The sequence below is a fragment of the Streptomyces chromofuscus genome (assembly GCF_015160875.1).
GTDB lineage: Bacteria > Actinomycetota > Actinomycetes > Streptomycetales > Streptomycetaceae > Streptomyces > Streptomyces chromofuscus.
In genome coordinates this window covers 6,247,468-6,272,100 of record NZ_CP063374.1, presented here as the reverse complement: position 1 = coordinate 6,272,100, position 24,633 = coordinate 6,247,468, and the positions used below count along the sequence as shown (strand labels likewise).

Here is a 24,633-nt window from a genome sequence, read left to right as displayed (position 1 = left end):
ACACGCTCCTACTTTAATCGGGCATCCCCCCGGTTCCGTTCGGCGGCTCGTGCGACCCTGGGTGTCATGACTGCCCCGCTCCTGGTCATCGTCGACGCCGCCAACGTGGTCGGATCGGTGCCCGACGGCTGGTGGCGCGACCGGCACGGCGCGGCCGAGCGCCTGCGCGACCTGCTGGCGGCGGACGGACTGCCGGGGCACGCGGGGCCGGTGGACATCGTCCTGGTGGTGGAGGGCGCGGCCCGCGGGGTCGAGTCCGTGCCGGGCGTACGCGTGGACGCGGCACCCGGCAGCGGCGACGACCGCATGGTGGAACTGGTCGGCGAGGCGGGCGACCGCCCCTGCCTGGTGGTCACGGCCGACCGCGAACTCAGGCGCCGGGTGACGGAACTCGGCGCGGAGGTGGCGGGGCCGCGGACGGTACGCCGCTGAGCGCTCCGCCGGGAGTGCCGCGACTGGGCCGTCGGCCGCCCGCGGCGCCGTCGTGGCCGGCCGCGCGGTGTCCCGCCCCCCCCGGGGGGTGCGCCGCCGAACAAGGGTGCGCTGCCGGACCTCGGGAACCTAAGGCCGGCCTGCACCGCCGACCACCCTGGCGTACAGCACCGCGCCGTCCACCTCCCCCACCACCTCGTACTCCGCCATCAGCATCTTGCGCAGACTCGGCACCCGCTCCGGTGCGAACGGCTTGCCGCGGGAGTCGTCCACGATCAGGGCCGGGGCGTGGGCGGCGAGTTCCGTGCGGAAGGTCGGCCAGGCGCCCCTGACGCCGTACTTCTCGCCGACCTGGGGGCCGTTGCGTCCGCCGCTGTAGTTGGTGAGGAGGCCGGCGGTGAGGTAGCGGCTGGCCGGGGTGCGGTCGGCGAGCCAGTACGTCTCCGGGTGCATGCCCCAGACGAGGACCCGGTCGTCCGGACCGGTGCGGCGGGCCGTGGCCTCCGCCAGGCGCTGGGCGTGGGCGAGTTCGGGACGTGGGGCGAACAGTCCCCAGGCGACGAAGAGGCCGCAGCACAGGGCCGAGGTGAGCACGGCGGTCACCAGGTGCTCGCGCGGCAGGACCCGTAAGGCCGCCGTCGCCAAGAGCGCCAGTGGCGGCAGGAGTTGCAGGTAGTAGTGGCCGAAGAAGTGGAAGCCGGCCACCACCGCCCCGGCCGACGCGGCCGACCACAGCCACAACTCCCCCGCCCCGCCGCGGCCGACGCGCAGCGCCCGCACCACCGGCGGCAGCAGCCCCGCGCAGCCGACCGCGAGGAGCGCGGTGTTGGCCAGCGCACGGCCCAGGACGTGGAGTTCGGAGCCGGTGAAGGAGGCGTACGCGGCCGATCCGGTCACCGTCCAGAACAGGAAGCCCGCCGGGTCCGTGACCAGCGCCGCGCACAGCACCGGCACGACGGCCCCCGCCGCGAGCCGCAGCAGCCCGCCCCGCGAGCCGCCGCCGGTACGGACGTACAGCCAGATCACCGGCAGCAGTACGGCCGCCCCGGTCTGCTTGGCGAGGAAGGCCCCGGCGACGGCCACGCCCGCCGCGCCCCAGCGCCGCCGGTCCGCGCACCACATCGCGGCGGCCGTGCACGGCAGCATGAACACCTCGAAGCCGGCGGCCTGCGCGTCCTCGGGGTTGAGCCCGACGGACACCAGCAGGTACAGCACCCCGGCGGTGCGGCCCGCGCGGTCGCCCCACCGGCGCCGTGCGAGCGAGGCGAGCAGGACCGCGGTGAGCAGGTGCGCGAGCACCGCAAGCACCCGCACGGAGACGAGCGACTCGGACCCGGCCAGGGCGAACGCCCCCTCGTACAGCCACGGCACCAGCGGCGGCTTGCGGTCCACGACCGTCTCGTAGAGCTCCCCGCCGTGCGCCAGTATGCGCGCCTGTACGGCGAGGTAGCCCTCGTCGGGGTTCCACAACGGGCGGACGAAGGAGGGGACGCGGGTGAGGCAGGCCAGGGCGGCCAGCAGGGGCAGCAGCCGGGTCCAGTAGCCGTGCGCCGTCCCCGGTGCGACTACGGAACGTGGTGGGGCGAAGGGCTCGGCGCGCATGGGCCGTACGCTATCCGGCCTCGCATGTCCCACGGAAACGGGACATACGAGGCCGGGTGCTCAGAACAGGTTGGTCACCCGTTGTCGCCGCGGTGGGGGCGGGTGACATCCTTGACCGTGGTCTCCTGCTGACGGCCGAGGCGGCTGTGGGAGCGGCCGTAGAGGAAGTAGACGACGATGCCGATGGCCATCCAGACGGCGAAGCGGACCCAGGTCTCCGCGGGCAGGTTCAGCATCAGCCACAGCGAGGCCAGGACGGACACGATCGGCAGCACGGGCACCCAGGGGGTGCGGAAGGCGCGGTGCAGGTCGGGCCGGGTGCGGCGCAGGATGATCACGCTGATGGCGACGATCACGAAGGCGAACAGGGTGCCGATGTTGACCAGCGCGGCGAGTTCCTGAAGGGGCGTGAAACCCGCGAGGACGGCGATGAGCACGCCGAGCAGGATGGTCGGCCGGTGCGGGGTCTTGAACCGCGGGTGGACGCGGGAGAAGAAGCGCGGCAGCAGCCCGTCGCGGCTCATCGCGAAGAAGACGCGGGTCTGGCCGAGCAGCAGGATCATGCAGACGGTGGTCAGGCCGACGGCGGCGCCGAAGCTGATGAAGCCCGCGAACCAGGGGTGCCCGGTGGCCTTGAACGCGTCGGCGAGCGGGGCGTCCACGGACAGTTCGCTGTAGTGCTGCATGCCGGTGACGACGATCGACACGAGGACGTAGAGCACGGTGCAGATCAACAGCGAGCCGAGGATGCCGCGGGGCATGTCGCGCTGCGGGTTCTTGGTCTCCTCGGCGGCGGTGGCCACGATGTCGAAGCCGATGAAGGCGAAGAACACGACCGAGGCGGCGGTGAAGATGCCCATCACGCCGAAGTTGGACGGCGCCCAGCCGAACATCAGCTGGATGAGCGGCGCGTCCAGACTCCGGCCCGCCTCCACCGGTTGCGGTTCGGGGACGAACGGGTCGTAGTTGCCGGCGGTGATGAAGAAGGCGCCCGCGATGATCACGACGAGGACGACGGTCACCTTGATGGCGACGACGACGGAGGTGACCCGCGCGGAAAGCTTCATGCCGACCACGAGGATGGCGGTGAGCACCAGCACCAGGGCGGCGGCGAGGATGTCGAAGCCGAAGCCGTCGGCGCCCTCGCGGGTCCCGAGGGCCTCGGGCAGTTGCCAGCCCGCGTTGTCCAGCAGCGAGGCGATGTACCCCGACCAGCCGACGGCCACCACCGCCGTGCCGAGCGCGAACTCCAGGACGAGGTCCCAGCCGATGATCCAGGCGGGCAGCTCGCCCAGGGAGGCGTACGAGAAGGTGTACGCGGAGCCGGCCACGGGGACGGTCGAGGCGAACTCGGCGTAGCACAGCGCGGCGAGGGCGCAGACGACGCCGGAGACCACGAAGGCCAGTGCCACGGCCGGTCCGGCGTTGTTCTTCGCGACCGCGCCGGTGAGCACGAAGATGCCGGTGCCGATGATCACACCGACGCCGAAGACCGTCAGGTCGAGGGCGGACAGGGATTTCCTGAGCGCGTGCTCGGGCTCCTCGGTGTCGAGGATGGACTGCTCGACCTTCTTCGTTCGAAAGAGGGTGCTGCTCACGGGGTACCTCCCACGCTTGTCGTCCCCGACATGATCGAGAGGGGGCGTAGTCCGTATGCCCCACAGCGAGCCGTCTCACGCGAACGGGCCGGTCCCACCACTCTTGACAGTGGTGGGACCGGCCCGTTCAGCCGCTCGCGCGGGCGCGCCGGAGTCAGTCGCGCGCGGCCTCGATCTCGTCGGCGGCCGTCCGCTCGTAGCGTCCGTCGAGCCGGGAGACCAGGCCGGTGACCTGACGGGCGATGTCCGGGGCCGTCAGCCCGATCTCCGCCATGACCTCCGCGCGGGAGGCGTGGTCGAGGAACCGCGGCGGGATGCCGAAGTCGCGCAGCGGTACGTCGACGCCCGCGTCCCGCAGGGCCTGGGCGACGGCCGATCCGACGCCGCCGACGCGGGAGTTGTCCTCGACGGTGACGACCACGCGGTGCCGCTCGGCGAGCGGGGCCATGGCCTCGTCGACGGGCTTGACCCAGCGCGGGTCGACGACGGTGGTGGAGATGCCCTGCTTGTCGAGGAGCGCGGCGATCTCCAGGCACATCGGCGCGAGGGCGCCCACCGAGACGAGCAGCACGTCCGGGGTGGTAGTGCCGGGCTCGCGGAGCACGTCCATGCCGCCGATCCGGCCCACGGCGGGCACGGCGGGGCCGACGGCGCCCTTGGAGAAGCGCACCACGGTCGGCGCGTCGTCGACGGCGACGGCCTCGCGCAGCTGGGCGCGCACCTGCTCGGCGTCGCGCGGGGCGGCGAGCCTCAGGCCCGGGACGACCTGGAGGATCGACATGTCCCACATGCCGTTGTGGGAGGCGCCGTCGGTGCCGGTGATGCCGGCCCGGTCCAGCACGAAGGTCACCCCGCACTTGTGCAGGGCGACGTCCATCAGCACCTGGTCGAAGGCGCGGTTGAGGAAGGTGGCGTACACGGCGAAGACGGGGTGCAGTCCGCCGGCGGCGAGGCCCGCGGCGGAGACGGCGCCGTGCTGCTCGGCGATGCCGACGTCGTAGACCCGCTCCGGGAAGACCTTCGCGAACCGGTCCAGGCCGACCGGCTGGAGCATCGCGGCCGTGATGGCGACGATGTCCTCGCGCTCCTTGCCGAGCTCGACCATCTCGTCGCCGAAGACGGAGGTCCAGTCGGCGCCGGAGGAGGCGATGGGCAGGCCCGTGTCGGGGTGGATCTTGCCGACGGCGTGGAAGCGGTCGGCCTCGTCCTGGAGGGCGGGCTGGTAGCCGCGGCCCTTCTCGGTGAGGCAGTGCACGATGACGGGCCCGCCGAAGCGCTTGGCGCGGGAGAGCGCGGACTCCAGGGCCTCGATGTCGTGGCCGTCGATGGGGCCGACGTACTTCAGGCCGAGGTCCTCGAACATGCCCTGCGGCGCGATGAAGTCCTTCAGCCCCTTCTTGGCGCCGTGCAGGGTGTCGTAGAGCGGCCGGCCGACGACCGGGGTGCGCTCCAGGACCTCCTTGGTGCGCGCCAGGAACCGCTCGTACCCGTCCGTGGTGCGCAGGGTCGCGAGGTGGTTGGCGAGGCCGCCGATCGTGGGGGCGTAGGAGCGCTCGTTGTCGTTGACCACGATGACGAGGGGGCGGTCCTTGGCGTCGGCGATGTTGTTCAGCGCCTCCCAGGCCATGCCGCCGGTGAGGGCGCCGTCACCGATCACGGCGACCACGTGGTCGTCGCGTTCGCGCAGCTGGTTGGCCTTCGCCAGGCCGTCGGCCCAGCCGAGGACCGTGGAGGCGTGGCTGTTCTCGATGACGTCGTGCTCGGACTCGGCCTGCGAGGGGTAGCCGGACAGGCCGCCCTTCATCTTCAGCCGGGAGAAGTCCTGCCGGCCGGTGAGCAGCTTGTGCACGTAGGACTGGTGGCCGGTGTCCCACAGCACCTTGTCCTTCGGCGAGTGGAAGACCCGGTGCAGGGCGATGGTCAGCTCGACGACGCCGAGGTTGGGGCCGAGGTGGCCGCCGGTCTTGGAGACCGCGTCGACGAGAAAGGTCCGGATCTCGCCTGCCAGCTGGTCCAGCTCCTCCAGGCTGAGCCGGTCCAGATCGCGCGGTCCCGTGATGCGGGTCAGCAGCGGCACCCGTGCCTCCTTGCAGTAGAGCTGTTCGAGCTGTTGCCGGGCCAGTCGAGTCTAATGTTCCGCCCCGGCCCCCGTTGCCAGGGTGGTGCGTCATACGTCACGCGTTCCGCTCTACCCAGCGAAGGACTGTCCTACGACATGGCTGTGCCCGGCACCCCAGGGGTGCCGGGCACGGATGCGGACGGTGCGGCTAGGCGCGACCGGCCGTCTTCTGGGTCTTGCGGGTGATGGAGTCGATGACCACCGTCGTCAGCAGGACACCCGCGGTGATCATGTACTTCACCGGCTCGGCGATGGACTCCAGCTGGAGGCCGTACTGGATCGAGACGATCACCAGCACACCGAGCAGGGCGTTCCAGGTGCGGCCCCGGCCACCGAAGAGGCTGGTGCCACCGATCACGGCCGCCGCGATCGCGTTCATCAGCAGGTCGCCGGTACCGGCGCTCTGGTTGGCGGAGGCGATCTTCGAGGCCAGGAAGAGGCCGCCGATCGCCGCGAACCCGCCGGAGATCGCGAACACGGAGATGCGGACCGCGGTGACGTTGATGCCCGCACGCCGCGACGCCTCGACGCTGCCGCCGAGCGCGAACACCTTGCGGCCGTAGGAGGTCCGGCGCAGCACGAAGTCCGTGCCGACGAGGAACACCAGGAAGATCACCGTCGCGAGCGGCAGGCCCTTGTACTCGTTGTACATGAACGCCGCGGCGAACGAGACCACCGCGAGCAGCCCGGTGCGCAGCAGCGTGTCGCTCATCGGCCGCGACGGGACGCCCGCCGCCTCACGGCGCCGGTTGCCGAGGAACGAGGTGATGAAGAAGACCGCGGTCACCACGGCCGCCAGGCCGTAGGCGGCGGCGACGTCCGTGAAGAAGTACGTCGTCAGCTTGCCGATGAAGCCTTCGCTGTCGAGGTTGATCGTGCCGTTCTCGCCCAGCGTCTGGAGCATGAAGCCCAGCCAGAAGAGCAGACCGGCCAGCGTGACGGCGAACGCCGGGGCGCCGAGCACCGCGAAGAAGAAGCCGTGCGCGGCACCGATGGCGGCACCCGCGACGACGGCGAAGAGCACCGCCGCCCACTCCGGCCAGCCCTGGTTGACCGCGAGCACGGCCGCGATGGCGCTGGAGGCGCCGCTGACCGAGCCGACGGACAGGTCGATCTCGCCGAGCAGCAGCACGAAGACGATGCCGACCGAGATCATGCCGGTGCCGACCATCGTGACGGTGATGTCACTGATGTTCTGCGCGGACAGGAACGCGGAGTTCAGGCTCTGGAAGACGACGCAGATGACGATCAGGCCGATGACGACCGGGATGGACCCCAGCTCACCCGCCTTCATCTTGCGCTTGAACTCGCCGAGGTAACCGGCGAGGCCCTGCTCGCGCACCAGCAGGCGGGGGTCGACCGCGGTCACCGCTGCGGCGGCCGCCTCGGGGTTCTCGACGGCGGTTTCGCCCGCCGCCGGCGTGGAGGTCTTGTCGATGCTCACTGGGAAACCTCCCCGTTCGTGCGCGCCGCACGGCGGGTCACGGCATTGTCGGTGGCGCCGGTGATGGCGGAGATGATCTCCTCCTGCGAGGTCGTCTTGACCTCGAAGACGCCGTTGTTGCGGCCGAGGCGCAGCACGGCCACCTTGTCGGCCACGGCCTTGACGTCGGCCATGTTGTGGCTGATCAGGATCACGGCGTGGCCGCGTTCCCGCAGCCGCTCCACCAGGTCGAGGACCTGGGCGGTCTGCTCGACGCCGAGGGCGGCGGTCGGCTCGTCGAGGATGACGAGCTTGGGCTCACCGAGCATCGAGCGCGCGATGGCCACGGTCTGGCGCTGACCGCCGGAGAGCGAGGCGATCGGGATGCGCACACTCGGGATGCGGATCGAGAGGGTCTGCAGCAGCTCGCGCGAGCGGCGCTCCATCTCGACCTCGTCGAGGACGCCCCACTTCTTCAGCTCACGGCCGAGGAAGAGGTTGCCGACGACGTCGATGTTGTCGCACAGCGCGAGGTCCTGGTAGACGGTCGCGATGCCCAGGGCCTGGGCGTCGTGCGGCCTGTTGATCGAAACGGCCTTGCCTTCCCATTCGATGACGCCTTCATCGATGGGGTGCACGCCGGCGATCGTCTTGACCAGCGTGGACTTTCCGGCGCCGTTGTCGCCGACCAGGGCGACCACCTCACCGGCGTGGACTTCAAGCTCTACGTCGGTGAGCGCCTGAACGGCACCGAACCGCTTGGAGACCCCGCGCAACGCCAGCACGGGCGTAGCGGACACGTGAACCATCTCCTTCGCCGCCTGACCCGGCGGGAGGTTGTGCAAAGACTGGGGGGATGTTCCGTCCGGCGCCCCGGGACGAGCTTGCGGGGCTGTGTGTGACCACGGGGCGCCGGCGGAGCCTTCGGTACGGCCGTCCCGTACGGGAACTCGGTGTGGAGTTCCCGCACTTGCGGTGGGACGGAATCCGTGTCAGCCGCCGATGCCGAGCTTGGTGCAGGCGGACTTGTAGTTACCGGCGCAGATCTCGTCGGCGGTGTAGATGCCGTCCTTGATCACGGTGTCGTTGATGTTCTCCTTGGTCAGGGAGATGACCGGGACCAGGACCGACGGGATGTCCTTGGCGCTGCCGCTGGAGACCTTGTCCTTGGCGATGGCGCCCAGGTCCTCGCCCTTGGCCAGGGCGACCGCCATCTCGGCAGCGACCTCGGCCTCCTGCGGGTAGGACTTGTAGACGCTCATGAACTGCTGGTCGGTGATGATGCGCTGCACGGCGGCGAGCTCGGCGTCCTGGCCGGTGACCGGGATGTCGGCGATGCCCGCGGCCTTCAGGGCGGTGATGATGCCGCCCGCCATGCCGTCGTTGGCGGAGTACACACCGGCGATCTTGTTCTTGCCGAGCGCCGTGATCGCCGCCTCCATGTTGGCGTTGGCGTTGTCCGGCGACCACTCCTTGGTGTCGTACTCCTTGCCGATCTTCACCTTGCCGTCGAGGACGGAGTGCGCGCCCTTCTTGAACTGGGCGGCGTTCGGGTCGGTGATCGAGCCGTTCATCATGACGATCTGGCTGTCCTTGGCCTTGGCGCCCAGGGCCTCGAGGAGGGCCTCGCCCTGGGTGCGGCCGACCTCTTCGTTGTCGAAGGAGGTGTAGGCGCTGATCGGGCCCTCGGCGAGGCGGTCGTAGGCGACCACCTTGATGCCGGCGTCCGCGGCCTTCTGCACCGAGTTCTTGATCGCCTTGGCGTCCACGGCGTCCAGGATCAGCACGTCCACCTTGTTGGTGATCATCGTGTCGACCTGCTGCGCCTGAAGGTTGGCGTCCTGGCGGGCGTTGTTGTACTGGATCTCCGCCTTGCCGTTCGTCAGCTCCTTGATCTTCTTCTCGATCAGCGGCCGGTCGAACTTCTCGTAGCGCGCGGTCTTGTTCTCCGGCAGGAGCAGGCCGACCTTGATGTTGTCGCCCTTGGCGGCGGGCTTGCTGGTGGCGTCCTTGTCGCCACCCGCTTCCTCAGCGCTGCCACAGGCGGCGAGCGAGACGGCCATCGCACCGGCGGCGATGGCAACGGCGGCACGACGCATACGCGTGTTCACTTCATAACCTCCCTGACGAGGCCGCGTCGTTGCGGCCGAGGTGGCTGGAAGTCAACTCGGCCGCACGTGCGACGTCAAGAAGTAAATCCTTAACGGGTTGGCAACGGTGCCATCCGTTCTCTAAGTGAAGGCAGGTGCTGCGGCCGGAAGCGCGCCGGTGACACTTCCATCCAAAAGGGTCGAATCACCCATCTCGCTGAGGGCGAGCGCGAGCGCTCCGAGCACCTCCGCACGGCCGCCAAGTGCCCCTGGAAGCACGGACAGTTGGCGCGCGGCGCTGGGGATGGCGTAGCGGCCGACGGACTCCCTGATCGGCCCGAGCACCAGCTCACCGGCCTCGGCGAGATCACCGCCCAGGACCACGCGGGTCGGGTTCAGCAGGTTGCACAGGTTGGCGACTCCACTGCCGATGTGACGGCCGACGTCGGCGATCACCCGACGACAGCCCGGGTCACCGTCCCGCGCCAGCCGAACGACGCCCTCCATGGTCAGGTCACTGCCGTGGCTGGACTGAAGCAGCGGGAGCACATAGCGGGCGGCCGCGAAGGTCTCCAGACAGCCCCGGTTTCCGCAACGGCAGACGGGGCCGGATTCATCGAGTGTAATATGCCCGATTTCTCCCGCCGTCCCGCCGGGGCCCCGGTAGATCTTCCCATCGATCACCAGGCCCGCGCCGACCCCGCTGGCGACCTTGATGTACGCCAGGTCCCGCACACCCTTGCCACTGCCCCAGACCAGCTCGCCGAGGGCTCCCAGGTTGGCGTCGTTGTCCACGTGCACCGGTACGCCGAGCCGCCCCCGCAGCTCCTCGGCGGGCCGGGCGCCGCTCCAGCCGGGCAGGATGGCCGTCGAGCCCAGGGTGCCGGACTCCACGTCGATCGGACCGGGTACGCCGAGGCCCACTCCGGCGATCTTGGACCGGTCCACGCCGGTCGCCGCGATCAGCCGGTCGACCAGCTCTTCCGCCCGGTCGAAGCCCTGCGCGGCGGAGGCGTCGACATCCAGCGGCTCGGACTCCTCGGCGAGCACCTGGTGGGCGAGGTTGCCGACCGCGACGCGCAGGTGGGCGTGGCCGAAGTCGACGCCGATGACGATGCCGGCGTCACCGCTGAGCGAGACGCTGCGGGCCCTGCGGCCACCCGACGACGTGGGTGTGACCTCGACCGTTCCGCCGTCCTTGAGCTCGCGGACGATGTTGGAGACCGTCGCCGCGGACAGACCCGTCGTCCTCGCGATCTCCGCCTGGGTCAGGGATCCGGCCAGCCGTACGGCTCGGACCACCCGTTCCAGGTTGGCTCGGTGCAGTGACGACTGCGACCCCGGAGTCTCCACGACGACCTCCTGCGCGCGGGACCGCTTCAATGAGGCCCCGTCTATGTCCAACTAGTGAACTCTAAGCTGAGCCGTACGGGGTGCCTCCCGTCAAGAGGTTGAACACTTTCGGAGGCCGCGCGCACGGCACGCACACCGCTTCCTGCGGCGGAAGCGGTGTGCGTGCGATCGGTTACGGAATGCTGCTCCCGTTACTTCAAGGTCGCCGAGGTCAGCCCCGCCTGCACCTGGCGCTGGAAGGACAGGTACACGACCAGCATGGGGATCATCGCGATGGTCACGCCCGCGAAGAGCACGGGCAGGTCGGAGGCGTAGCCCTGCTGCTGCTGGAGCTGGATCAGTCCCTGGGTGAGGACGTACCGCTCGGGGTCGTCACCGGTCTGCGGCTGCATCAGGACCGTCGGCAGGATGAACTGGTTCCACTGCCCGAGCGTGTTGAAGATCCCCACGCTGATCAGGCCGGGCTTGGCCATCGGCAGCATGACCTGGAAGAAGGTCCGGGTGTGCGAAGCCCCGTCGAGGATCGCCGCTTCGAACACCGCCGTGGGCAGCGTCCGGAAGAAGGCGTGCATGAAGAACACCGTGAACGGCATCGAGTAGGCGACGTACACCAGGATCAGTCCCTGGTAGGTGTTCAGCATGTCCAGCCGTTTCACCATGAAGAACAGCGGGACCAGGGCCAGGAACACCGGGAACATCGCGCCGGCCACGAAGAAGTAGTACAGCAGCCGGTTCCCCCAGAACCGGTAGCGCGCCAGCACGTAGGCGGCCATCGAGCCGAACAGCATGGTCAGCGGCACGGAGAAGGCGAGCACGACGACCGTGTTGAGGAAGTAGTCGCCGATGCCCTTCTGCCAGGCGCGCGTGAACACGTCGAAGGACCAGTTCTGCGGCCAGCCGAAGGCCGAGCCCGCGATCTGCGCGTCGGTCTTGAAGGAGCTGAGGACCAGCCACAGCAGTGGCAGGACGATCATCAGGGCCCACAGGGCGAGGAACCCGTGCGAGAACGCGTTCAGCGCCACGCCCTCGCCCCTGCGCTCGCCGGAGCGGACCGGGGGCCGGTGGACGGGCCCCTCGGCGGGGGCGGGGGCGGTCTCCTTGATGGGTGCGCTCATCGTCGTCTCTCCCGCTCAGAACTCGACGCGCTCGCGGCGGGTGGCGCGCAGCATGACCACGGACAGGATCAGGGTGAGGAGCAGCATGACCACGCCCATGGCGCAGGCGTAGCCGCTCTTCCCGTAGTAGAGGAAGTTGCGCATCATCACCGTCGACATGACCTCGCTGGCATGGTCCGGTCCGCCGCCGAACTCGCCAGAGGTCATGGTGGACACCAGGATGAACATGTCCATCGCCGCGATACCGAGGTAGACCCACGCGGTCTGCACGGAGTCCCACAGCAGCGGCAGGGTGATGCGGAAGAAGGACTGGGCCCGCCCGGCTCCGTCGATGAGCGCGGCCTCGTAGATGTCGCGCGGAATGGACTGCATCGCGGCGGAGAACAGCACCAGGTAGAACCCGACGCCGTGCCAGACCACGACGACGATCAGCGCCCACAGCACGAAATCGGGTTCGTTGAGCCACACGACGGGATCGTTCGCGTCGACCAGTCCCAGTTGCACCAGGAACCCGTTGAGCATGCCACCGCTGTCACTGCGGTACACGGCGCCGAACAGCACCGCGAGAATCGCCAGCGAAAGCACCTGCGGGAAGAAGTACACCACCTTGTAGAACTTGGACCCGGCCACACCCGAGACCCCGCCGGCCCGGCTGCGTCCGCCCGCGTTCAGCATGAAGGCGAAGAACAGCGCGAGCAGAATGGTGATCACCGGGATGAAGACCAGGAACAGGATGTTGTGCCAGATGGCGCCCATGAAGATGTCGTCCTGGAGCAACGCCTTGTAGTTGTCCAGCCCGACGAAGTCGAAGGTCTGCGACTGCCCCTTCCAGTCGGTCAGGGAGTACCCGAACGTCTGGATGTACGGCCAGATCACAAAGATCAGATAAAGCGCCACGGGAACGAAGAGAAACCCCGCGACGAACCGGTACTGCCCCTTGCGCATGAAACCTGCCCCTGCTGTCCCGACCCAAAGGGGCGCGGGGAACCGCGCGGCACGCCACAGACGGCCCGCACTGCGCAGTCCACCGCACCCCCACGGCGCTCCCGGCCACTATTCCCGACGGTTGTTCTTGGACGCGGGATCCTTCGCCGCCTGGTTCACCGCGGCCTGCGCCCGCTTCAGCCATTCCTTGGGCTGAATGCGCTGCGCCATCAGCTCGTTGGACGCGTTCTGGATCGCGGTGTCCATCTCGCTGTACCACTCGGTGTACAGGAACCGGAACGTGTTGTCCCCCGCCGCCTTGGACGCCTCGACCGTGGACTGCGTGCCGGGCCGCAGCTGGACGCTGGGGTCGACGCCGTCCTGGAGGATGGTCAGCGAGTTCGCCTCCTTGGCGAACAGCGTCGACCACTCCCGCGACAGCATCATCCGCATGAACTCCTTGGCCGCCGGCAGGTTCTTCGCCTTGGCCGGGATGATGAACGGCTCTCCCGAGCCGGCCCGGATCGCCTCGAACGGCATGACGCTGTCCGGCAGCACCGGCATGGGCAGGAACTTCATGTCGAAGTCGGACGGCGTCTGCTTCAGCTGCTCGTTCTCCAGCCAGGAACCGCTGGTGATGAAAGCGGCCTTGTACTGGTTCCACCGGGTCTGCGACTCGGTGTGGGTCAGCCCGTTCGTGCCGGGCATCAGATAACCCTTCTCGACGACGTCGTAAATGGCCTCGACGGCGGCCTGTGCCGCGTCGGAACCGACGAACGCCTTCGGGTCCAGGTTGTCGATCGCCTTCATGGCGTCCAGACCGCCCTTCTTGGCGATCAGGTCCATGATGGCGACATTGATGTAGTACGGGTACTTGCCCTGGTGGGCGAGACCGCCGATGCCCTGGGACTTGGCGTCCTTGCAGATGGCGAGGAAGTCGTCCCAGGTCTTCGGCTCCTCCCAGCCCTTCTCCTGGAAAAGCTTCCCGGAGTACCAAAGGCCCCACACCGTGTAGATGTAGTTGAGGGCGACGACCTTGCCGCCCTGAAGACCCGGGTCGAGCGTGCCGGGAATGACGGTGTCGCGGACCTTCTTCGTAGGGTCGTCCACGCTCGGCGCGTCCAGCACCTCGGCGAGATCGAGCAGCTGGCCGTTCTTGTACAGCACATCGATCTTGATCTTCTGAGCACCGGAATTGTCCACGATGTCCGGCGGGTTGCCCGCGTTGAAACGGGGCTGCAGTTTGCCGGTGATCTCCTGGGTGCCGGTGTGCGTGGAGGTGACGCCCCATTTCTTCTGGAACGCGGCCTCCCACGCCTTGGCGTAGTCGTCGCCGTAACCACCCTTGAAGATGACGACGTCGAGCTTGCTGCCGTCCTTGACGCCGAAGGGGTTGTCCTTCGACGTCTTGCCCTGGGTGTCGCCGGACGTGTCCTCGTCCCCGCCGCCGCTGGCGCACGCGGACAGGAAGCTCATCGCGGGTACGGAGACCAGGCCGAGCGCGGCGGAGCGTTTGATCAGTGCGCGGCGGCCGACGCCTTCGGAACCGTTGTTCCCGGCGTTCTCGGCTGAAGTGGATCCCATGCTCAAGTCCTCGCCTTCTCCAGGACTCAGGCGGTGAACCGGATCCTCCCCGGCACCGCGGTCGGGTCACGCTGGGTCGTGCAGGAAGTACAGGTGGTACGAGAATGATCGGTTGCCCGGTACGAATGGGTGCGGGATCGCCGACAGGTATAGTCCACTTCCCGCCAACGGAGCAAGATCGAATGCAAGGTTGGCCGTCGGTCTTTTCCGAGTTGAGACCTCGCGGAAATATGTGCCGTCCACGTGTTCCTTGGCGGAAAAATCCACCACATTCCCCCCGGACACCACAGCCAACCCCCTTGACAGCCCTGCCCACTTCAGCCCCTACTGGTGCTTGCGCAGCGAGGTGACAACGTTGTCCAGCGCAGGGAGGGTGCTCGCGCATGCAGTACAGAGTTCCGTACAGGGTGCGGCACAGATGGGGGTCGGCGGTCGTGACGGCGACCGCCTTCGCTTTGGCCGTGGGCTCGCAGGGCGTGGCGGTCGCCCTGCCCGCCGCACCGGCGGCCGCCGAACGGGAGTTCACGTCCTCGTTCGAGACAGGGGAGCCGGCACCGGACTGGCTGAACACCGTCGACACCGCGCCGGACGGCAGCAAGCGCGCCGCCGGCGTGGACGGCGGGTACAGCAGCGGCATTCCGGGCAATGTGACCGACCACGTCACCGACGTACGGGCCAACGGCGAGAACAGCGGTGCCGGCGAGGTGAAGGAGAACCTCGTCGACGGCGAGCCGAGCACCAAGTGGCTGACCTTCACGCCCACGGGCTGGGCCGAGTTCGACCTGGACGCACCGGTGAAACTCGCCCGCTACGCCCTGACTTCGGCCAACGACCACGCCGAACGCGATCCGGTGGACTGGACCCTGCAGGGCTCCACCGACGGCAAGGACTGGAAGACCCTCGACAGCCGCACCGGTGAGGGCTTCACCGAGCGTTTCCAGACAAAGCTGTACGACATCCCGGAGACCGCGGCCGCCGAGTTCCGGCACTACCGGCTGGACATCACCAGGAACAACGGCGGCGGCATCCTGCAGCTGGCGGACGTTCAGTTCTCCACGGGCGGCAGCGACGAACCGGTCCCGCAGGACATGCTGTCGCTGGTCGACCGCGGCCCGAGCGGCTCGCCCACCGCGAAGGCGGGCGCCGGCTTCACCGGCAAGCGGGCGCTGCGCTACGCCGGTCGGCACACCGCGGAGGGCCGGGCGTACTCGTACAACAAGGTCTTCGACGTGGACGTGGCCGTCGGCAGGGACACCGAGCTGTCGTACCGCATCTTCCCCTCGATGGCGGACGGCGACCGGGACTACGACGCGACGAACGTCTCCGTCGACCTGGCCTTCACCGACGGCACGCACCTGAGCGAACTGGGGGCGACCGACCAGCACGGCTTCGGGCTCTCCCCGCGCGGGCAGGGCGAGGCCAAGGTGCTGTACGTCAACCAGTGGAACAACGTCGTCTCCCGCATCGGCTCGGTGGCGGCCGGCAAGACCGTCGACCGGATCCTGGTGGCGTACGACTCCCCCGCCGGCCCGGCGAAGTTCCGCGGCTGGGTGGACGACGTGGCCCTGACCGTGAAGGCGCCCGAGAAGCCGAAGGCGCACCTGTCGGACTACGCGGTCACCACGCGCGGCACCAACTCCAGCGGCGGCTTCTCGCGCGGCAACAACTTCCCCGCGACCGCCGTGCCGCACGGTTTCAACTTCTGGACGCCGGTCACCAACGCGGGCTCGCTCAGCTGGCTGTACGACTACGCCCGCGCCAACAACGCGGACAACCTGCCGACGATCCAGGCGTTCAGCGCGAGCCACGAGCCGAGCCCCTGGATGGGCGACCGGCAGACCTTCCAGGTGATGCCGTCCGCCGCCGCCGGGACCCCGGACATCGGGCGCACGGCGCGGGCCCTGGCCTTCAAGCACGACAACGAGGTCGCGCGGCCGCACTACTACGGGGTGCGCTTCGAGAACGGCCTGAAGGCCGAGATGACCCCGACGGACCACGCGGCGATGCTCCGGTTCACCTACCCCGGTGACGACGCGAGCGTCCTGTTCGACAACGTGACCGACCAGGCGGGGCTGACCCTCGACCAGGCGACCGGCACGGTGACCGGCTACTCGGACGTGAAGTCCGGCCTGTCGACCGGCGCCACCCGGCTGTTCGTCTACGGCACGTTCGACAAGCCGGTGAAGGAGGGCTCGGCGAGCGGTGTGAAGGGCTACCTGCGCTTCGACGCGGGCGCCGACCGCACCGTGACACTGCGCCTGGCGACCTCGCTCATCAGCGTCGAGCAGGCCAAGGACAACCTGCGCCAGGAGATCCCGGAGGGCACCTCCTTCGAGACGGTCCGGGCGAAGGCCCAGAAGCTGTGGGACCGGCTGCTCGGCAAGGTCGAGGTCGAGGGCGCCACGCCGGACCAGCTGACCACGCTGTACTCCAGCCTCTACCGGCTGTACCTGTACCCGAACTCCGGCTTCGAGAAGGTCGGCGAGAAGTACCAGTACGCCTCCCCCTTCTCCCCGATGACCGGGCAGGACACCCCGACCCACACCGGCGCGAAGATCGTCGACGGCAAGGTGTACGTCAACAACGGCTTCTGGGACACCTACCGGACGACCTGGCCGGCGTACTCGCTGCTGACGCCCGGCCAGGCGGGCGAGATGGTCGACGGCTTCGTGCAGCAGTACAAGGACGGCGGCTGGACCTCGCGCTGGTCCTCGCCCGGGTACGCGGACCTGATGACCGGCACCTCCTCGGACGTCGCCTTCGCGGACGCGTACGTGAAGGGCGTCGACTTCGACGAGAAGGCGGCGTACGACGCGGCGGTGAAGAACGCCACCGTCGTGCCGCCGTCGTCGGGCGTGGGCCGCAAGGGCATGGCGACGTCGCCGTTCCTCGGCTACACCAGCACCGACACGCACGAGGGCCTGTCGTGGGCGCTGGAGGGCTACCTCAACGACTACGGCATCGCGCGGATGGGCAAGGCGCTGTTCGAGAAGACCGGTGAGAAGCGCTACAAGGAGGAGTCGGAGTACTTCCTCGACCGCGCCCGGAAGTACGTGAACCTCTTCGACTCCGAGGCCGGCTTCTTCCAGGGCCGCGACGCGCAGGGCAAGTGGCGGGTGGAGTCCTCGAAGTACGACCCGCGCGTGTGGGGCCACGACTACACCGAGACCAACGGCTGGGGCTACGCCTTCACCGCCCCGCAGGACAGCCGGGGCCTCGCCAACCTGTACGGCGGCCGGAGCGGGCTCGCCGAGAAGCTGGACGAGTACTTCGCGACGCCCGAGACGGCCTCGCCCGAGTTCGTCGGCTCGTACGGCGGAGTCATCCACGAGATGACGGAGGCGCGGGACGTCCGGATGGGCATGTACGGCCACTCCAACCAGGTCGCCCACCACGCGATCTACATGTACGACGCGGCCGGCCGGCCCTGGAAGGCGCAGGAGAAGGTGCGTGAGGTGCTGTCCCGCCTCTACACCGGCAGTGAGATCGGCCAGGGGTACCACGGTGACGAGGACAACGGCGAGCAGTCGGCCTGGTTCTTGTTCTCCGCCCTCGGCTTCTACCCGCTGGTGATGGGCAGCGGCGAATACGCCGTCGGCTCACCGCTGTTCACCAAGGCCACGGTGCATCTGGAGAACGGCGAGGACCTGGTCGTCCGGGCACCGAAGAACAGCGCGAAGAACGTCTACGTGCAGGGCCTGAAGGTCAACGGCCGCAGCTGGACGTCGACCTCGCTGCCGCACTCGCTGCTCGCGAAGGGCGGGGTGCTGGAGTTCGACATGGGCCCGCGGCCGTCGACGTGGGGCACGGGCGAGGACGCGGCGCCGGTCTCGATCACCAAGGACGACGAGGTGCCGGCGCCGCGGACGGACCTGATCACGGGCACGGGCGCGCTCTTCGACAACACGTCGGCGACGGCCGCCGGTGTGACGTCGGTGGAGCTGCCGGTGTCCGGGCGGGCGAAGGCGGTGCAGTACACGCTGACGTCCTCGGACCGTGCGAACGCCCCGACGGGGTGGAAGCTCCAGGGGTCGGCGGACGGCACGAGCTGGCGGACGCTGGACGAGCGCGCGGGTGAGTCCTTCCGCTGGGACCGGCAGACGCGGGCGTTCACCGTGACGCGGGCCGGTGCGTACGTGAAGTACCGCCTGGTCGTCAGTGGCGGTGAGGCGACGCTCTCGGAGGTGGAGCTGCTCGGCCGGTAACCGGTAGGGCCGACGGGGCGAAAGCCCGCGCCCGGTCCCGGAGTTCGCGTCCGTCGCGATCCGGGGCCGGGCGTCTCGTCGTCAGGGGGCGTTCGGAGGCCGTTCAGGGGGACGACTCCGGCGCCCGACCACGCCGACGGGGCGAAAGCCCGCGCCCGGTCCCGGAGTTCGCGTCCGCCGCGATCCGGGGCCGGGCGTCTCGTCGTCAGGGGGCGCTCGGAGGCCGTTCAGGGGGACGACTCCGGCGCCCGACCACGCCGACGGGGCGAAAGCCAGCGCCCGGTCCCGGAGTTCGCGTCCGCCGCGATCCGGGGCCGGGCGTCTCGTCGTCAGGGGGCGCTCGGAGGCCGTTCAGGGGGACGACTCCGGCGCCCGACCACGCCGACCGGGCCCGCCGGCACCCGGCCTCCGTCTGTTCCCCCAACTGCATTGACTTGACGTCCCGTTGGGGCGGTAGAGTCAGGTCCTGGGACCGGAGGACAACGTTGTCGCACCGACCTGGTGCCTCACACGCCGCTCGCCGTCCGGGCAGGCCGCTCCCCCGCCACCTGGCCGGCCCGGCCCGCGGACCCGGTGGACGTCGGCTCAACGACCACCGGGTCCGCCCCCGCCGCCCCGCCTCAGCCGAGGTGCGGGGTCGTCAGCAGGTGCTCACGCAGCCGCTCCTTCGCCTCCTGCCCCACCACCGGCAACGTCACCGTGAACTCCGTCCGCCCCGCTCGCTGCCGAGGTCGATCCGCCCGCCGTGTGCCGTCGTGATCGCCGCGGCGATGGCCGGGCCCAGGCCCGAGCCGCCCGTGCTGCCGGTGGCCCGGGTGCGGGAGGGGTCGGGTCCGGGTGAAGCGTTCGAAGACGACGGGGAGACGGTCGGGCGGGGATGCCGGGGCCGTCGTCGTGGACGCCGACGGTGCAGTGCGTGGGCCGGGAGGTCACGATCGCCACGACCGTGGTGCCCACGGGTGTGTGCACACGCGCGTTGGCCAGCAGGTCGGCCACCACCTGACGCAGACGTGTGCCCGTTCGCTGAGGGAGGGCCGTGTTCCGGCTGGGCGGGGCGATGTCCTGGCGGCGGCACGGCGAAGGGCCGCACCCCCGTCGACCGGGGATGCGGCCCAACCGCCCTGCCGAATCCTTTACTTGCGGATCAGGCTGCGCAGCACGTACTGCATGATGCCGCCGTTGCGGTAGTAGTCGGCCTCACCGGGGGTGTCGATGCGGACGACCGCGTCGAACTCGACGCCCGTGTCGGTGGTGACCTTCACCGTGCGCGGCGTGGTGCCGTCGTTCAGCTCGGTGACGCCGCTGATGGAGAAGGACTCCTCGCCGGTCAGGCCGAGGGACGAGGCGGACTGGCCCTCCGGGAACTGCAGCGGCAGGACGCCCATGCCGATGAGGTTCGAGCGGTGGATGCGCTCGTACGACTCGGCGATGACGGCCTTGACGCCGAGCAGGGCCGTGCCCTTGGCCGCCCAGTCGCGGGACGAGCCGGAGCCGTACTCCTTGCCCGCCAGGACGACCAGCGGGATGCCGGCGGCCTGGTAGTTCTGCGAGGCGTCGTAGATGAAGGAGACCGGGCCGCCCTCCTGCGTGAAGTCGCGGGTGTAGCCGCCCTCGGTGCCCGGCGCGATCTGGTTGCGCAGGCGGATGTTGGCGAACGTGCCGCGGATCATGACCTCGTGGTTGCCGCGGCGCGAGCCGTAGGAGTTGAAGTCGGCGCGCTGGACGCCGTGCTCCGTGAGGTACTTGCCCGCCGGGGTGTCGGCCTTGATCGCGCCGGCCGGGGAGATGTGGTCGGTGGTGACCGAGTCGCCCAGCTTGGCCAGCACGCGGGCGCCGGAGATGTCCTGGACGGGGGCCGGCTCCATCTGCATGCCCTCGAAGTACGGGGGCTTGCGGACGTAGGTCGACTCCGGGTCCCACTCGAAGGTGTTGCCGGTCGGGATCGGCAGCGCCTGCCACTGGGCGTCGCCCGCGAAGACGTCGCTGTAGGACTTGGCGAACATGTCCTCGCCGATGGCGCCCGCGACGACGTCGTTGACCTCGGCCTCGGAGGGCCAGATGTCCTTGAGGAAGACCGGCTTGCCGTCGGTGTCGGTGCCGAGGGCGTCCCGGGTGATGTCCACCTTCATGGAGCCCGCGATGGCGTACGCGACGACCAGCGGCGGGGACGCCAGGTAGTTCATCTTGACGTCGGGGTTGATGCGGCCCTCGAAGTTCCGGTTGCCGGAGAGGACCGAGGTGACGGCGAGGTCGTGGTCGTTGACGGCCTTGGAGACCTCTTCCGGCAGCGGGCCGGAGTTGCCGATGCAGGTGGTGCAGCCGTAGCCGACGAGGTTGAAGCCGACCTTGTCGAGGTACGGGGTCAGGCCCGCCTTCTCGAAGTAGTCGGTGACGACCTTCGAACCCGGCGCGAGGGTGGTCTTGACCCACGGCTTGCGGGTCAGGCCCTTCTCGACCGCCTTCTTGGCCACCAGCGCGGCGGCGACCATGACGTACGGGTTGGAGGTGTTGGTGCAGGAGGTGATGGCCGCGACCGTCACGGCACCGTGGTCGAGCTCGTAGGTCGTGCCGTCGGGGGCGGTGACCGGGACCGGGTTGGACGGGGCGCCGTTGGGCGCGACGGCCGGGGCGTCGGAGGCCGGGAAGGACTCGACGCCCGCCTCGTCCACGCTGTCCACGTAGTTGCGCACGTCCTGCTTGAACTGCTCGGCGGCGTTGGCGAGGACGATGCGGTCCTGCGGGCGCTTCGGGCCGGCGATGGAGGGGACGACCGTGGAGAGGTCCAGCTCCAGCTTCTCGGAGAAGTCCGGCTCGGCGGCCGGGTCCAGCCACAGGCCCTGCTCCTTGGCGTACGCCTCGACGAGCGCGACCTGCTGCTCGGAGCGGCCGGTGAGCTTGAGGTAGTTCAGGGTCTCGTCGTCGATCGGGAAGATCGCGGCGGTGGAGCCGAACTCCGGCGACATGTTGCCGATGGTGGCGCGGTTGGCCAGCGAGGTGGCGGCCACGCCCTCGCCGTAGAACTCGACGAACTTGCCGACGACGCCGTGCTTGCGCAGCATCTCGGTGATCGTGAGCACGAGGTCGGTGGCGGTGGTGCCGGTGGGCAGCTCGCCGGTCAGCTTGAAGCCGACGACGCGCGGGATGAGCATGGAGACCGGCTGGCCGAGCATCGCGGCCTCGGCCTCGATGCCGCCGACGCCCCAGCCGAGAACGCCGAGGCCGTTGACCATCGTGGTGTGCGAGTCGGTGCCGACCAGGGTGTCGGGGTAGGCCTTGCCGTCGCGGACCATGACGACGCGGGCCAGGTGCTCGATGTTCACCTGGTGGACGATGCCGGTGCCGGGCGGGACGACCTTGAACTCGTCGAAGGCGGTCTGGCCCCAGCGCAGGAACTGGTAGCGCTCCTTGTTGCGGCCGTACTCCAGGTCGACGTTCACCTTGAAGGCGTCGTTGGTGCCGAACTTGTCGGCGATGACGGAGTGGTCGATGACCAGCTCGGCCGGGGCCAGCGGGTTGATCCTGGCCGGGTCGCCGCCGAGTTCCTTGACGGCCTCGCGCATGGTGGCGAGGTCGACGACACAGGGCACACCGGTGAAGTCCTGCATGATCACGCGGGCCGGCGTGAACTGGATCTCCTGGGACGGCTGGGCCTGGGAGTCCCAGTTGCCGAGGGCGCGGATGTGGTCGGCGGTGATGTTCGCGCCGTCCTCGGTGCGGAGCAGGTTCTCCAGCAGGACCTTAAGGCTGTAGGGGAGCCGGGCCGAGCCCTCCACCTTGTCCAGGCGGAAGATCTCGTACGACTCGTCGCCCACCTGCAGCGTGCTGCGGGCGTCGAAGCTGTTCGCCGACACGACAGTCTCCTTCATTCATGTGCGCGTACCACCGCATCCTGCCGCCACGCCGTTTCGGCCGATCCGCTAAGGTAAGGCTAAGTTAGGTAACCCTTACTGCCAGACCGGTGAGGGCGTGCGGCCGCGGTGCGCCTCGGCAGATATCTCGATGTCGAGATAACTCTAGTACATGAGGGCTGGATGGTCATGCCCGGACTCAGGGCGATCCCTTTCGCCCGACCCCGGCACGCCGCGCGGTCATCGACAGCGACATCCGCGTCGGCCTTCGACCGCGGCACCCTCTTCCGCCTTCGACCGCGGCACCCCCTCACCCTTCGAACGCGGCACCCCTCCCCTCCGCGACCGCGGAACCCCTCCCCCTTCGACCGCGGCACCCTCTTCCGCGGTCGAGGGGTGGCACCCCCTTCGCCCTTCGACTGCGGCCCCTCTCTTCGACGAGACACCCCTCTTCGGCCATCAGTACGCGAAGTCGGGGTAAGCGAAGGTGAGCCGGGAAGGCCGGCGACGTACTGGAAGGAGGCGCTCATGCCACTCACGTTCCGTAAAAGCTTCCAGATCCTGCCCGGGGTCCGACTGAACATCAATCGACACTCCTGGTCCATCACGACGGGCGGCAAGCACGGGCCGCGCCACACGCACAGCAGCACCGGACGTCGTACGACATCGGTGGATTTGCCCGGTCCTTTCGGGTGGCGTCGAACCCGTTCCGCGCGCCGCCGTTGACGAACCGTCACCCGAACGGCCCCCTCAAGAAGCGTCATCTCATATCTGAGATAACCTCAACCCCATGGCAGACGACTACCTCGTACGCATCGGCAAGCTCATCCGTGACGCCCGGCAGCACCGGGGTTGGACGCAGTCCCAGCTTGCCGAGGCGCTCGGAACCAGCCAGAGCGCCGTCAATCGCATCGAGCGCGGCAATCAGAACATCAGCCTTGAGATGATCGCTCGAATCGGTGAGGCTCTCGACAGTGAGATCGTCTCTCTGGGCTACGCGGGCCCGATGCACCTGAGGGTGGTCGGCGGGCGCCGGCTGTCCGGGGCCATCGATGTGAAGACGAGCAAGAACGCGTGCGTGGCACTGCTGTGCGCCACGCTGCTCAACAAGGGGCGCACGGTGCTGCGTCGGGTCGCCCGCATCGAAGAGGTGTACCGCCTGCTGGAGGTGCTCGGGTCCATCGGCGTCCGCACCCGCTGGATCAACGACGGCGTGGACCTGGAGATCGTGCCGCCGGCCGATCTGGACCTGGCCTCCATCGACGCCGAGGCGGCCCGCCGCACCCGCTCCATCATCATGTTCCTCGGCCCGCTGCTGCACCGCATGGACCGCTTCAAGCTGCCGTACGCCGGCGGCTGCGACCTGGGCACGCGGACCATCGAGCCGCACATGATCGCGCTGCGCCGGTTCGGGCTGGACATCACGGCGACGGAGGGTCAGTACCACGCCCTCGTCGACCAGTCGGTGCGGCCCGACCGGCCGATCGTGCTGACCGAGCGCGGCGACACGGTGACCGAGAACGCGCTGCTCGCCGCCGCCCGCCACGACGGTGTGACCGTCATCCGCAACGCCTCCTCCAACTACATGGTCCAGGACCTCTGCTTCTTCCTGGAGGCGCTGGGCGTCAAGGTCGAGGGCATCGGCACCACCACGCTCACCGTGCATGGCATGCCGACCATCGACGTCGACGTGGACTACTCCCCCTCCGAGGACCCGGTCGAGGCGATGAGCCTGGTCGCCGCCGCCGTCGTCACCGAGTCGGAGCTGACGGTGCGTCGGGTGCCGATCGAGTTCCTGGAGATCGAGCTCGCGGTCCTGGAGGAGATGGGCCTCGACCACGACCGCACGCCCGAGTACGTCGCCGACAACGGCCGTACGCGGCTGGTGGACCTCACGGTCCGGCCCTCCAAGCTGGAGGCGCCGATCGACAAGATTCACCCGATGCCGTTCCCCGGCCTGAACATCGACAACGTCCCGTTCTTCGCGGCGATCGCGGCGGTCGCCCAGGGCAAGACCCTCATCCACGACTGGGTGTACGACAACCGCGCGATCTACCTGACGGACCTCAACCGCCTCGGCGGCCGGCTCCAGCTCCTGGACCCGCACCGCGTCCTCGTCGAGGGCCCGACCCGCTGGCGCGCCGCCGAGATGATGTGCCCGCCCGCCCTGCGCCCCGCCGTGGTAGTCCTGCTGGCCATGATGGCGGCGGAGGGGACGTCCGTGCTGCGGAACGTGTACGTCATCAACCGGGGCTACGAGGACCTGGCCGAGCGGCTCAACTCGATCGGGGCGCAGATCGAGATCTTCCGGGACATCTGACCCCCGGACCGCCCCTGCCC

15 protein-coding genes and 1 pseudogene are annotated in these 24,633 nt (G+C 69.2%); 4 read left to right on the top strand and 12 right to left on the bottom strand.

Annotated elements, in window-relative coordinates:
• Positions 1–66: 66 nt before the first annotated feature.
• Positions 67–432 (top strand): PIN domain-containing protein, encoded by a 366-nt coding sequence (locus IPT68_RS28240; RefSeq protein ID WP_189698666.1) that lies wholly within the window; start codon positions 67–69, stop codon positions 430–432.
• 129 nt (positions 433–561) lie between these two features.
• On the opposite strand, the gene IPT68_RS28235 is transcribed toward IPT68_RS28240, so the two are convergent.
• The 10 genes from IPT68_RS28235 to ngcE form a co-directional block, all read right to left on the bottom strand.
• On the bottom strand, positions 562–2,034 hold the full coding sequence (locus IPT68_RS28235) for an ArnT family glycosyltransferase (protein WP_189698665.1): 1,473 nt from the start codon (positions 2,032–2,034) through the stop codon (positions 562–564).
• A gap of 74 nt (positions 2,035–2,108) precedes the next feature.
• Entirely contained in the window at positions 2,109–3,632 is a 1,524-nt protein-coding gene (locus IPT68_RS28230) for an amino acid permease (RefSeq protein ID WP_189698664.1), read from the bottom strand.
• Between the two features lie 154 nt (positions 3,633–3,786).
• Entirely contained in the window at positions 3,787–5,709 is a 1,923-nt protein-coding gene (gene dxs / locus IPT68_RS28225; protein WP_189698663.1) for a 1-deoxy-D-xylulose-5-phosphate synthase, read from the bottom strand.
• 190 nt (positions 5,710–5,899) lie between these two features.
• Complete coding sequence (locus IPT68_RS28220) at positions 5,900–7,195, bottom strand: sugar ABC transporter permease (protein ID WP_189698662.1); 1,296 nt, start codon at positions 7,193–7,195, stop codon at positions 5,900–5,902.
• Positions 7,192–7,983 carry an ATP-binding cassette domain-containing protein gene (locus IPT68_RS28215; protein ID WP_189698661.1) on the bottom strand — a complete coding sequence of 264 codons (792 nt, stop codon included), beginning with the start codon at positions 7,981–7,983 and terminating at the stop codon, positions 7,192–7,194. The genes IPT68_RS28220 and IPT68_RS28215 overlap by 4 nt, the downstream gene beginning before the upstream one ends.
• 183 nt (positions 7,984–8,166) lie before the next feature.
• Entirely contained in the window at positions 8,167–9,273 is a 1,107-nt protein-coding gene (locus IPT68_RS28210; protein ID WP_189698757.1) for a sugar ABC transporter substrate-binding protein, read from the bottom strand.
• 132 nt (positions 9,274–9,405) lie between these two features.
• Positions 9,406–10,617, bottom strand: a complete 1,212-nt coding sequence (locus IPT68_RS28205) for an ROK family transcriptional regulator (RefSeq protein ID WP_189698660.1) — start codon at positions 10,615–10,617, stop codon at positions 9,406–9,408.
• A gap of 191 nt (positions 10,618–10,808) precedes the next feature.
• Positions 10,809–11,732, bottom strand: a complete 924-nt coding sequence (locus IPT68_RS28200; protein WP_189698659.1) for a carbohydrate ABC transporter permease — start codon at positions 11,730–11,732, stop codon at positions 10,809–10,811.
• Positions 11,733–11,747: 15 nt separating this feature from the next.
• Complete coding sequence (locus IPT68_RS28195; protein ID WP_189698658.1) at positions 11,748–12,677, bottom strand: carbohydrate ABC transporter permease; 930 nt, start codon at positions 12,675–12,677, stop codon at positions 11,748–11,750.
• 108 nt (positions 12,678–12,785) lie between these two features.
• Positions 12,786–14,240, bottom strand: a complete 1,455-nt coding sequence (gene ngcE, locus IPT68_RS28190) for an N-acetylglucosamine/diacetylchitobiose ABC transporter substrate-binding protein (protein ID WP_189698657.1) — start codon at positions 14,238–14,240, stop codon at positions 12,786–12,788.
• Between the two features lie 383 nt (positions 14,241–14,623).
• Between ngcE and IPT68_RS28185 the strand changes: the two genes are divergently transcribed.
• A complete protein-coding gene (locus IPT68_RS28185) occupies positions 14,624–18,445 on the top strand; it encodes a GH92 family glycosyl hydrolase (RefSeq protein WP_189698656.1) in 3,822 nt (1,273 codons plus the stop codon).
• A 620-nt stretch (positions 18,446–19,065) separates the two neighbouring features.
• On the opposite strand, the pseudogene IPT68_RS34330 reads toward IPT68_RS28185, so the two are convergent.
• Together IPT68_RS34330 and acnA are read right to left on the bottom strand one after the other, a co-directional pair.
• Positions 19,066–19,456 (bottom strand): annotated as a pseudogene (locus tag IPT68_RS34330) (ATP-binding protein); the annotation flags it as partial.
• A gap of 122 nt (positions 19,457–19,578) precedes the next feature.
• Complete coding sequence (gene acnA, locus IPT68_RS28180; protein WP_308438777.1) at positions 19,579–22,296, bottom strand: aconitate hydratase AcnA; 2,718 nt, start codon at positions 22,294–22,296, stop codon at positions 19,579–19,581.
• A 525-nt stretch (positions 22,297–22,821) separates the two neighbouring features.
• Here acnA and IPT68_RS28175 point away from each other — a divergent pair.
• Together IPT68_RS28175 and IPT68_RS28170 are read left to right on the top strand one after the other, a co-directional pair.
• Positions 22,822–23,019: a DUF4236 domain-containing protein gene (locus IPT68_RS28175; RefSeq protein WP_189698654.1), complete on the top strand. Its 198-nt coding sequence runs from the start codon at positions 22,822–22,824 to the stop codon at positions 23,017–23,019.
• Between the two features lie 64 nt (positions 23,020–23,083).
• Positions 23,084–24,613 (top strand): helix-turn-helix domain-containing protein, encoded by a 1,530-nt coding sequence (locus IPT68_RS28170; protein ID WP_189698653.1) that lies wholly within the window; start codon positions 23,084–23,086, stop codon positions 24,611–24,613.
• The last annotated feature ends 20 nt before the right edge of the window (positions 24,614–24,633 follow it).